The following is a 10929-nucleotide window of genomic DNA, read 5'->3' as shown; positions in this document are numbered from 1 at the left end:
CCTAATTACCACCTAAGCTAAGCCGAGCTTCAGTAATCTTTCTGGCATTGGCGGCGTCCGGAGAGAAACGTAGACAAGCCTGGGAATAAGTGCACACAGGTCGAACCTGCGGTTAAAACGATATTGAAACTCCGCCAAGTAGCGTTGTGCATATTTCGGTCGTATGGCATGGTAGGTACTGCGCAACGCACTTTTTAAATTGCCGAGTACCGTATTCACCCAGTAGAACTCGGGTTCCTCAACGGAGGCTCGGCCACCACCGCAGACGATCTTGTCGTGGTCACAGCCGGCCTCAGTGACAGCATTGAAGCATGCCAGGCCATCCGAGATAACGGTACTGCCTTTGCTTAGGTAGCGCTTGCTCCAAGCGGCGATTTCAGTGCTACGGAAGCCTTGCACTACAGAGAGTTTGATCCGGGTGGGCTGCCCTTCTTTCGTGGTTTCAACCGCAGCCACGAAAGGGGTCTTACTCTCAGCGCCGCGTCCTGGCTTGCATCCGGTGCGCTCGCCGCCGAGATAAGCGTCGTCCAACTCGATGAAGCCAGATAGCTTGTACTGCTGGTCTCGCTCCACCATTACCTGCATGAGTTTCTGTTTCATGCGCCAAGCGGCGTTGTAGGAGATTCCCAGGTGACGAGCCAAGTTCATACTGGAGATGCCCTTCTTGTCTTGGGTGATAAGGTAGATGGCCTGAAACCAGACGGTGAGAGGTAGTTTACTGGAGTCAAATATAGTGCCAGCGGTAATTGAAGTCTGTCGATGGCATCGGTTGCATTGCTGTAGCTTCCTGTATGACAGTTGGCAGCACTGATTGTGGCCGCAATGAGGGCAGAGGAAGCCTTCCGGCCACCTCCAGCGATGAAGTGCGTCGAAGCACTGTTCCTCTGTACCGTACTGCTTGAGGAACTCTGTCAGACTGATACCTTTCTGAAACTGTACTTTGTTGCGGGCCATGGCAGATCCCCTTGCAGATCAATAAGATGACTGTATTTATATACAGTTATCTATAGCTTAGCAAGAGTGGTAATTAGGTAATTTTTTCTTCCATTCCATAATAGGCAAATAATTTTTGATAGATAAACTTGCCTCACCAGGTTTGTACGCTATCAGCACTAATTAGGTGCCGTTACTCAACCAGTGAAGCAAGCTGCTCTTAGTGGATAGGCTAAGACTTTCCCAGATAGCCAGTTCAATGGGACGTGAAAATGTCCCAGGAGGGAATTAATTATACTTCTGCAGCGATCAGCCTGCCAGATGTTTCAATAGCAAATCCCGCACCAATTCCTGGTCGGCGGAACTAAAACCCAAAAGCTGTCGCTGCGGATACTCGATACCATTTTCACGCAGGCCATAGTGGTGCACCCTGGCCACCCGGGCGGCGCGGCCCAGAAAGCCGACCACAATACCGTCCGCCGTGGATTGAACCCGGAGGTGTTGGGCATTGCGCAGCTTGGGGAACATTTTGCGGCGGCGTTTCAGACGGTTGGCCTTGCCGCGCAGCTCGCGGGTTTTGCGCGGCGCATAGGCGCTGCCGTCGGGATTTTTCTGTTCGGCGATGCGCTGGCGTTGGCGGCGGCGCACCTGGGTGCCGATACTGCGCGCCAGTTTGCGCTGCTCGGTGGGCGTCAGTTTGGCCAGCAAGGGCGCGGCCCAGGTTTCCAGCTGCCGCAGCGGGTCAGACACTGTTTTGTCCGTCCTGGATCTCCCACTCGGCGATCAACTGGTCGCGCAGGTAGAGTTTCCAGTGAGTGGCGGGCCAGGGCGCTTTCTCCTGTAGCTCCGGATAGTGTTCGACACTAAAACCCCCGGCCTCCCGGGGAATCACGCCGACGCGCTCGGTGAGGGGGATCTCGAAGGAGAGATCCATTTTATCCCGGTCGAGTATGTCCGCCTCAAAACGGATCTGTTCCCGTTGATTGGGGTTCTGAAACAGTTCCGACTGCTGCTCCCGCAGCCACACCAGCAGCGGCACCACCAGGGCATCCCGGTGGCCGGCATAGTCGGTGACCAGCAGGTTGAGGGTATAGCGGTATTCGAAGGCGAAACCCGGGGCGCCGGTGCTGACCAGGTTGCCCCTGTCCATAAACACCTGCAGCGCATCGGGGTTGCGCCGCAGGTGGGGGACGGCTTCCAAAATAAACGCCCGCAGGCTGTCGGGCTTGATCATTTGAGCAGGTCCGCGAAGGCACCCTTGATGCCGGTGACCAACAGGGTGCAGGCGGAGGTGATAACAAACAACAGCAGCGCGCGGCGGGTCCAGGTGCCGATCTGCTCGCTGGCTTTGCGCTGGGTGCGCAGGTGGGCAAAATCTTTTTGTGTCTCGCGCACGTCGACGGTATCCACGCCCAGTTTTTGCAGCAGATCCTCCACTGCCGTGCGCGCCGCTTCCCTGCTCGCCTTGCGCATCAGCGCTTCCATTTGCTGTTCACTCAGGTTCATTGTCATCCCTGCCCTTTGCCGAACATCCGTTTTCCGGCCCAGGCTTCCACCGCGGTGCGCAACATGCGCCGAAAGCCAAAGGTGTCGATATAAATGGCCGCCAGCGCCCACCAGTAATATTGCGGTGTCGCCTTGAGGGCGGTAAAGCCGGTCATCACCGCCCGCTGCAAATCCCCGGCGTGGTAGTGTTCCGCAATCACCAGTTCATACAGTGGGGCGATAAACAGGAGCACCACCGGCAGTGTGGTGAGCAGTAGCAAAAAGTCATCTTTCCAGCCGCGCTGCCCCACACTTTCCAGATCCATGGCGGCGGCGTGATTGTCACCCGTCTGCGCGCGTTGTATGCGCGCGCTGTTGGAAGCCTTTTTCAATTCCAGTTCGCCGCGTCGCTCTTCCGCCTTGACCGCGCGGCGGTGTTTTAGGGTCTCAAACAGGCCGCCGAGCAAAAACTTTGCGGCGCTGGCAATGACGGTCGCACTCACAGGTCGCCCTCCTCGATCAGGGTGTAGGTGAAGCGGTTGCCCCACAGGGGTTCCGCGCGCTGGCACAGGGCCATCAGCAGATTGAAATCCAACGGGTCGGCCAGCACCTGGCAGCCGGCGCTCCAGCGGTCCACCTGCTGGCTGTTTTGGTGGGCGGACGCCCGGTGACAGTTGATCCCGAAATAGCCGCCCTCGATGGGGGCGTCGGTATCGAGTATCCGGTCGCGATTGCTGTCCCGATAAACCCGCACCGGCCCGCGCTGCACCAGTGCGGTGTAGCTGCCCTGGTGTTTGCCGATCTGCCACAGGCCCGGGTACTGGCCGGGCACCAGGATGGCGGTGCCCTTGACGTTGGCGGGCTGCTGGCGCCAGTACAGGCCCGGGTCGGTGGTGGCGGGAAACAGGTAGCAGTGCGACGCGCCGTTGAGACGAAACGCCACGGCCAGGTGATCGTTAAAGGTATTGGCGCTGGTGTCGGCTTTGCGGATGCCCACCAGGTTCAGGTTGTAATCGCCGCGGTCAAAAAATCCATAGGCTTTGCGCGTCATCGCGCTGTGCAGCTGGGCATAATCGGGTAACTGCATCATCTTCTCCTTTTTCTCCCCTCCCGCTGGGTCCGACATTCGCAACGGCGCGATCTGTCCATCAGTCCCAGAGCTGTATCAGTGGTTGCTGTTCCGCCGCGGCTTGGGACGGTTCCGGCAGTGTCACCGAAGTGCCGTTGGGCAGCAGCGGCCCCAGTTCGGCCAGGGCCGGGTTGAGGGCCAGCACCTGTTCCAAAAGTCCGGCGGTGCGCCCCAGATGCCGGTGGCAGAGAACGTCCAGTGTGTCCCCCTGCAGGGCGCGCACGCGCATCAGATCAGCTCCACGGTGCTGCGGGACAGCCCGAGGATTGCATTGATGGCCCAGCGGGCGTTGCGGCGCTGTTCGTCGATGCCGGGGCTGAGGTCGTCGGCGCGATCGTGGCCGGCGCCGGTGCTGTCGTGGTCGCGGTAGCGTTCGGTCAGATCCGCTTTGACGGTGCTGTACACGGCGCGGCGGTAGAGCATCAGCAGCTGGCTCTCCCCGCCCATCTGGGTGCCGGGCACCTGTGCCAGACTGCTGTAACCGCTTTCGATTTGCCGGCTTTGCCAGTCCCGCAATTCGCGGTTGACGCTGGCCATGGCGTAGAGACAGGCTTCCCTGAGCCGCGGCTCGGGAATATCGCCGTGAATCCGCACGCTATCCCGCAGGTGTTCCTGGTCGATATCCGGGAACCAGCCGTCATTGCCAAACGGCTCGCCGCTGGTGGGCTGGCTGTCCGGGACATTGACGACAAGTGGATTCATGGGGTTGTTCCCTGCTACCGGCGAAGTCGGCGGTGGGGGGCGGAGCCCTGGAATCGCTGTGCGCTATCGCGGGCTCCGCCCCGCCGCCGGGCGCGGTGGGTCGCTCGAGTCAGCGGCGGGAGAGCAATCGCTCAATCTGTCCCGCCGGTGGTTTTTTTTAACGCGCGTTCCAGCTTTTCAATGTCCTTTTTGACACCGACGCGGTCGTGCAGACTCAGGGCGCGACGCAGGTGTTCCAGCGCCGCCTGGGGATTTTCTTCACTGAGCAGCAGGCCGGCGGCCTTGTGCAGTTTGGCCCGCGCCTGGTCGGGCATGTCGCGCTGTTGGGTGAGCTGGTCCGCGTTCAGTACCACCGCCAGGTCAAACGCCTGTCCGGCATTGAGGGCGGCCAGCGCGGCTTCGGCAATCTCCTCGGCGATCACGGTGGCGGTGTCGCGCTGGTACTGGTCCGGCAAGGTCAGATTGTGGGCCAGGGCATAGTCGGCGATCCGCAGTGCCTGCCCATAGTCACCGGTGTCGATATGCCACACCAGCGCGGTCATCAGCACATCGTCCTGGGCGCCGTCTCCGCCCTCCAATGTGCCCTCGATCCAATCGTGATAGCGGGGCAGCAGCTGGCGCTTGAGTGCCACCTTGCGCTCCACGGACTGCACCTGTTTTAGACGCCGGCGATCCTCTGCCAGCTGCATCAGCATCCGTTCGTAGGCGTTGGCGTGGTGGCTGTCGCTATCCTCGGTAGCGGCCTGCGCGGCGAGGGTGCGTTCATAGTGGCGCTGGGCTGGGCTTGTCATGGGGTGCTCCGCTTGCTGTCGATTTGAAAAGCGCCCGCCGGCGCAGCTGGGACCACGGATCTGCTAACAGGTTGTTGAAAAAGCCCCCCCTGGCTTTTCTCAACCGGGGTTTGCGGCGCATGTCCGCAAACCCTCCACGACAAATCAAGCAGTTACATGCTTGATTTGCGATCCGAACATCCCTGTTCGGGACAGCAGGCTGCTGAAAAACATTTTTTCAACAGCCTGCTAGGGGGCCAATGGCTGGATAACGATATTTTCCACCAGGCAGCCGGCCCCAAAATCCTCGACCACATAGGCGTCGTTGGAGGATTCGTAATTCTCGATCTGGTCGCGCTTGGCATTGTCCACCAGGGTGCGGCGACGCGAGCTCTCCTGCCAGTAGACGGAGAGGTTGTCGAAGCGGGTGATCAGCAGCTTGTTGTCCGGAAAGCCCGGCACCCGCGCGGCGGGCAGTCCGCCCAGGCGTTTCTGGCTGAGGATAATGTCCGCGGCCAGTTTTTCGGTGGGGGCTTCCTGGGTGCTGACCAGGGGAAAATATTTGTCGTGCAGCAACCTGCGCCCGCAGATCACTACCAGTTCGGTGTCCTCCTGATACCAGGGGTCCAGCAGGCTGCCGGTGGCGTCGTATACCAGGGCGTCGAGGTTTTTGTAATCGCCGGTGGCGCCGACGTTGACCTTGCCGGAACTCTCGACCACTTCCGTCATCACGCGCTCTGCGGCCCGCTCGCGATAGTGCTGCAGCCAGCCTTTGTTGACATCCTGCAGCAGCGGGTTGGCGACCGGGTTGGAGGTGGCGGCGCGGCTGAGGCCGTTAAATCCAATCAGTATCCGGTCCAGGGCCTGGCGGCGCAGTATGGCGTCGCGCACGCGGGTCTGAAAATCGGGAAACTTGGCCCAGGCGTCCAGCTTGGCATAGGTGATATGGGTGTCCGAGTTGGTCTGCTCGCAGCGGTAGCGCTGTGCATCCAGTGTGCTGGGATCCTTGGTCTGGCGATCCTGGTTGGCGGTGTTGGTGGTGCTGGCGATGGGGCTGCCGATACCCAGGCCGAGCTTTTCCCCTTCCTGCTCCCGCACGCCGATGACGTTGATGCGGCCGAGGAATTCGGAAGATTCCTGCATCTTGGTTTCCAGGGTTTGCTGCACCGAGGGATCGACGGCAAATTTCTGTGTGGCCTTTTCCACGCCGTTGAGCCTGGCGATCTGCTCCAGGTAGGCGTTGTAGATTTTGCGGGTTTCGTTGCGCATCTTCTGTTGCTCCTAAGTGCCGCGGCGGATTCCGATGGACTCCGGCGCGGCGTTCGGGTTTTTTCCGGTCAGCAGTCGGTCAGTGCCTGGCCATCGCCACCGGCGGCAGCGGGACGCCGGCCGGCCGGGTTTTCGGTGTGATCGATTTTCTTTTCCAGCGCCGCGGTCTGGTCGCGGGCGGCGGCGAGCTGGGTGGCGAATTTGCGGCACTCTTCCCTGAGTGCGGCAACTTCGTCCCTGAACTTTTCCAGTGTGTCCACCGTGTTGCCCGCCACTTCTTCGACGGCGGCTTCCATGTTGGCAAAGCGGGAATCGTCACTGCGGTTTTTCTGCTTGAACAGCTCGCGGATGCGGGATACCAGTCCCTCGCCCGGCTCTTCCACCTCCTGAAATTCCAGGGTGACTTCGGTGGCGGCGGTAAACAGATTTTCCGGACGCTGTTTGCGCGCGGAGAAGGGATTGGCATCCGGGTGCTGCGCGGAAAATTCCAGCATGGAGGTGCCGAGGCTCGCGGGAGAGTCGGTGACCGCCATGCCCACCAGGTAGGCTTCGCCACTGCTGGCGAAGTTGGGATCAATTTCCACCGAGGAATACAGCTTTTGGCGTTTCTGGTTCATCTGCACCAGGTCTGCGGTGGGATCTATCTGACCGAACAGCGCCATTTTCCGTTCGCCGTCGATGGTGACCTCTTCCGCCTTCACCGCCAGGATATCGCCGTAGGCTTTAAAAGGGCCGTCGGGCAATATGCCGCGGAAATGCTCCAGCCAGATCCGCGCGCCGTACTTTTCCGGATCGAAGTTGGCCGCCATCTGTTCGATCCATTGGCGCTGGATGGCGCGGCCGTCGGTGGTGTCGCCCTCGACGGCGATACGAAACCATTTGGAGTTGTATTTCTTTGCCATGGGGTGGCCCTGTGTCAGTTCCGGCTAAAAGCGGTTGTGGCTGATAGTCGGGAGCCGCGCCGCCTGTCTCAATGCGCGCGGCTTGTAGCGGCGCCGGGGACAAAGGGGGCAGAGCCCGGCGGTGGCAAACGGCGGTATAGGCTGCCGGCATGTTCATCACCGCCCCCACCACGGATCCGCGCCGGGCCGCCCGCAGCCTCTACTGGCAGGGCTGGCGCACGCGGGATATCGCCCGGCAGCTGGACCTGCCGCGCACCACGGTGGAGAGCTGGAAGACGCGCGATCGCTGGGGCGAGGCGCCGGCCATAGAGCGGGTGGAAGCCTCCCTGGAGGCGCGCTTGATTCAGCTGATGGCCAAAGAGCCCAAGACCGGCACCGATTTTAAGGAAATCGATCTGCTGGGCCGGCAGATTGAACGGCTGGCGCGGGTGCGCCGCTATGCCCGGGAAGATGGCCACGAGGGCGACCTGAACCCAAAAGTGGCCAACCGCAACGCCGGGTCGCGCAAACGGCGCCAGCGCAATGCCATGACGGAGGAGCAGAAGGAAAAACTCCTCACCCTGTTTCGCGACACCCTGTTTGAATACCAGAGCGACTGGTACGGCGCGGGACTGCGACACCGGATCCGCAATATCCTCAAGTCGCGGCAGATCGGCGCCACCTGGTATTTCGCGCGGGAGGCGCTGGCGGATGCCATCCACACCGGGCGCAATCAGATTTTTCTCAGCGCCAGCAAGTCCCAGGCCCATGTGTTCAAACAGTACATGGTGCAGTATGCGGCCGAGGCGGAGGTGGAGCTCAGCGGCGATCCGATGATTTTGCCCAACGGCGCCCACCTGTATTTTCTCGGCACCAATGCGCGCACGGCGCAGAGCTATCACGGCAATCTGTACTTCGACGAATATTTTTGGGTGCACAAGTTCCAGGAGCTGCGCAAAGTCGCCTCGGGCATGGCGATGCACAAAAAGTGGCGGCTGACCTATATCTCCACACCCAGCGCCATCACCCACGACGCCTATCCCTTTTGGGCCGGCGAACTCTACAACCGCGGGCGCCCCAAAGCGGAGCGGATCGCCCTGGATCTCAGCCACGGTGCACTGGCCCCGGGGCGGCACTGCGAGGACGGACAGTGGCGGCAAATCGTCACGGTGGAGGACGCCCTGCGCGGCGGCTGCGATCTGTTCGATCTGGACCAGCTGAAACTGGAATACAGCGCCGACGAATGGGCGAATCTGTTGCTGTGCCAGTTTATCGACGACACCGAGTCGGTGTTTCCCCTGGCGATGATGCAGCGCTGCTTTGTGGACAGCTGGGAAATCTGGGAGGACATCAAACCCTTTGCCTTGCGCCCCTACGGCGCGCGCCCGGTGTGGATCGGCTATGACCCGGGCCTGGACGGCGACGGTGCCGGCTGTGTGGTGGTGGCTCCGCCCCCCGTGCCCGGCGGCAAGTTCCGGGTATTGGAAAAGCACCGCTGGAAAGGCCAGGACTTTGAATCCCAGGCGAAGCAGATCCGCGCAATGACCGAGCGCTATGCGGTGGCCTATATCGCCATCGACACTACCGGCCTGGGCACCGGGGTTTACCAGCTGGTGCGCAAATTCTTTCCCGCCGCTGTTGCGCTCAACTACTCCCCGGCGGTCAAGACGGAACTGGTGCTGCGCGCACTCAACGTCATCGGCAACGGCCGACTGGAATTCGATGCGGGCTGGACCGACCTGGCGCAGTCGTTTATGCAAATCAAAAAAACACTCACCCCGAGCGGTCGCCAGGTGACCTACCAGGCCGGGCGCAGCGAGGCAACCGGCCACGCGGAACTGGCCTGGGCCACCATGCACGCCCTGGGCAATGAACCCCTGGGCGCCGGCAGCGAGGATGACTACAGCAGCGGTTTTATGGAGATCTATTCATGAGCAGAAAGAGACGGCGCAAGCCAGGCCCCGGCGCCTCAGCGGCAACAGCAACAGTAGCGGCGAACCCGGATACCGGCACCCGTATGGAGGCGTTTAGCTTTGGCGAGCCGGTACCGGTGCTGGACCGGCGCGAGATCCTGGACTATGTGGAGAGCTGGTACAACGGCCGCTGGTATGAGCCGCCCATCAATCCCCACGGACTGTCAAAAAGTTTTCGGGCCAGCCCCCACCACAGCTCCGCCATCTATGTGAAACGCAATATCCTCGCCTCGACCTTTATACCGCACCGGATGCTGAGCCGCGCGGCCTTTTCCCGCTGGGCGCTGGAATATCTGATTTTTGGCAACGGCTATCTGGAGCGGCGCGACAACCTGGCGCGCCAGCCACTGCACCTGCAGCCGGCACTGGCCAAGTATGTGCGCCGCGGCCAGGGCGAACAGTATTTTTTTGTGCAGGGCTGGCAAGAGGAGCACCAATTCCCCGAAGGTTCCATCTTCCACCTGGCCGAACCGGATATCAACCAGGAGATCTACGGCGTGCCCGAGTACCTGAGCGCCCTGCAGGCCGCCTACCTCAACGAATCCGCCACCCTGTTTCGCCGCAAGTATTATCTCAACGGCAGCCACGCTGGTTTTATCCTCTACGTGAGTGACCCCGCCCAACAAAAAGAGGATATCGATAATATGCGCGAGGCCCTGAAGCAATCCAAAGGCCCCGGCAACTTCCGCAACCTGTTCCTCTACAGCCCAGACGGCAAAAAAGACGGCATCCAGGTCATTCCCATCAGCGAAGTCGCTGCCAGGGATGAGTTCCTGCACATCAAAGACGCCAGCCGCGACGACGTGCTCGCCGCCCACCGCGTGCCACCGCAACTGATGGGGATTATTCCCAAGAACAAAGCCGGCTTCGGCGACGTGGAGAAGGCGACGCGGGTGTTTAACGAGAACGAACTCAAGCCCCTGCAAGCCCGCTTCGCCGAGCTCAACGAATGGATCGGCGAAGAGGTGATCCAGTTCCAGCCCTACCAAGTCGACGTCGGTCCCGAGACGTCCCCCCAGCCCGCCTAAGCCGTCCTCACCGCTCCCGCTCCTTTTCCTCCCCGGCCGCACCAGGCGGCCTTTTTTCCCATCCGCCACCGACCGCCCTCGGCCTGCCACAGGCCTGCGCCGCCCCGGCGCGCGCAGTCAGCCCCACGCCTCGCCTGCGGACTTAATGTGTTGATTTTGACTTACTGGCGGAAGTCGGCCCGGCCCAGCTAGGGCGGGGGCTGCAAGCGGATTGGCAATAGCTTGCGGGCGACGCAAAACGACGCAGGCTCGGGGTGCCCCAAGGGCACCCGCAGCAACTGGATCAGTGACGCACAATTCTGGGGGACAGAGGGATATTCACGTCGGGATTAGGCTTGGCGCTGGGGGATAGCGTGTGCAGCACCGAGAGCGCGGCGACGTAGGTGTGGCCGCACTCCACATCTGTGCACTGGAAATAGATTTCCCGATACAACGGTGTGATCTGCTGACTGGTCCGCGCCCGCGCCTTGGCGCCGCAGTGTGGACAGCAGAGTCCGATGCGCATGGGGGTCATATCCATGACCGGTTTGGGGTTATCTGTATCGTTTGCCTGTGTTTCCATCACTGAGCCCTCGATCGGTTATCCGGGACAATTTTACCAAATAAACCCCTGACAGCTAGGGAACGTCTGAATAACTCAACAATCGCTACGGCAGTATCAGTATTTTCTGGTGCGGGCCTGAATTTGACCAAAACAACCCTGAGATTGTTTGTTTTTTCACCTGGAATCTACTTCTCAGCAGATTCCAGGTGCACTGG

Annotated in this window: 14 protein-coding genes; 2 read left to right on the top strand and 12 right to left on the bottom strand. The window is 60.8% G+C overall.

The window, feature by feature from the left end; all coding sequences use genetic code 11:
* Positions 1-12 precede the first annotated feature (12 nt).
* From AB1S50_RS17830 to AB1S50_RS17780, 11 genes are all read right to left on the bottom strand, one after another.
* Positions 13-954 (bottom strand): IS1595 family transposase, encoded by a 942-nt coding sequence (locus AB1S50_RS17830; protein WP_367152484.1) that lies wholly within the window; start codon positions 952-954, stop codon positions 13-15.
* A gap of 288 nt (positions 955-1242) precedes the next feature.
* The gene (locus AB1S50_RS17825; protein ID WP_367152483.1) at positions 1243-1683 is read right to left on the bottom strand and encodes a phage virion morphogenesis protein; all 441 of its coding nucleotides are present in this window, start codon (positions 1681-1683) and stop codon (positions 1243-1245) included.
* Positions 1676-2167, bottom strand: coding sequence for a phage tail protein (locus AB1S50_RS17820; RefSeq protein WP_367152482.1), 492 nt, complete (start codon positions 2165-2167; stop codon positions 1676-1678). The genes AB1S50_RS17825 and AB1S50_RS17820 overlap by 8 nt, the downstream gene beginning before the upstream one ends.
* Positions 2164-2439, bottom strand: a complete 276-nt coding sequence (locus AB1S50_RS17815) for a hypothetical protein (RefSeq protein ID WP_367152480.1) — start codon at positions 2437-2439, stop codon at positions 2164-2166. Before AB1S50_RS17815 ends, AB1S50_RS17820 begins: the two co-directional genes overlap by 4 nt.
* A 2-nt stretch (positions 2440-2441) precedes the next feature.
* Positions 2442-2921 carry a hypothetical protein gene (locus AB1S50_RS17810; protein WP_367152478.1) on the bottom strand — a complete coding sequence of 160 codons (480 nt, stop codon included), beginning with the start codon at positions 2919-2921 and terminating at the stop codon, positions 2442-2444.
* Complete coding sequence (locus tag AB1S50_RS17805) at positions 2918-3508, bottom strand: hypothetical protein (RefSeq protein WP_367152476.1); 591 nt, start codon at positions 3506-3508, stop codon at positions 2918-2920. Before AB1S50_RS17805 ends, AB1S50_RS17810 begins: the two co-directional genes overlap by 4 nt.
* A 58-nt stretch (positions 3509-3566) precedes the next feature.
* A complete protein-coding gene (locus AB1S50_RS17800; RefSeq protein ID WP_367152475.1) occupies positions 3567-3776 on the bottom strand; it encodes a tail protein X in 210 nt (69 codons plus the stop codon).
* Positions 3776-4249, bottom strand: coding sequence for a head completion/stabilization protein (locus tag AB1S50_RS17795; RefSeq protein WP_367152473.1), 474 nt, complete (start codon positions 4247-4249; stop codon positions 3776-3778). The genes AB1S50_RS17800 and AB1S50_RS17795 overlap by 1 nt, the downstream gene beginning before the upstream one ends.
* A 131-nt stretch (positions 4250-4380) precedes the next feature.
* Positions 4381-5040: a phage terminase small subunit gene (gene gpM, locus AB1S50_RS17790; protein ID WP_367152472.1), complete on the bottom strand. Its 660-nt coding sequence runs from the start codon at positions 5038-5040 to the stop codon at positions 4381-4383.
* 228 nt (positions 5041-5268) lie between these two features.
* Positions 5269-6288 (bottom strand): phage major capsid protein, P2 family, encoded by a 1020-nt coding sequence (locus AB1S50_RS17785; protein ID WP_367152471.1) that lies wholly within the window; start codon positions 6286-6288, stop codon positions 5269-5271.
* A gap of 68 nt (positions 6289-6356) precedes the next feature.
* A complete protein-coding gene (locus tag AB1S50_RS17780; RefSeq protein WP_367152470.1) occupies positions 6357-7190 on the bottom strand; it encodes a GPO family capsid scaffolding protein in 834 nt (277 codons plus the stop codon).
* Positions 7191-7339: 149 nt separating this feature from the next.
* Here AB1S50_RS17780 and AB1S50_RS17775 point away from each other — a divergent pair, with 149 nt between their 5' ends.
* Both AB1S50_RS17775 and AB1S50_RS17770 read left to right on the top strand, forming a co-directional pair.
* Positions 7340-9103: a terminase large subunit domain-containing protein gene (locus AB1S50_RS17775; protein ID WP_367152469.1), complete on the top strand. Its 1764-nt coding sequence runs from the start codon at positions 7340-7342 to the stop codon at positions 9101-9103.
* Entirely contained in the window at positions 9100-10170 is a 1071-nt protein-coding gene (locus AB1S50_RS17770) for a phage portal protein (RefSeq protein WP_367152468.1), read from the top strand. The genes AB1S50_RS17775 and AB1S50_RS17770 overlap by 4 nt, the downstream gene beginning before the upstream one ends.
* A 283-nt stretch (positions 10171-10453) precedes the next feature.
* Here the strand turns inward: AB1S50_RS17770 and AB1S50_RS17765 are convergent, their stop codons facing one another.
* Positions 10454-10732 carry an ogr/Delta-like zinc finger family protein gene (locus AB1S50_RS17765; RefSeq protein WP_367152467.1) on the bottom strand — a complete coding sequence of 93 codons (279 nt, stop codon included), beginning with the start codon at positions 10730-10732 and terminating at the stop codon, positions 10454-10456.
* Between the last annotated feature and the right edge of the window lie 197 nt (positions 10733-10929).

Source organism: Microbulbifer discodermiae, from assembly GCF_040742695.1.
Lineage (GTDB): Bacteria > Pseudomonadota > Gammaproteobacteria > Pseudomonadales > Cellvibrionaceae > Microbulbifer.
Note: the sequence above shows the minus strand (reverse complement) of the source record. Positions and strands in the feature narration are given on the sequence as shown.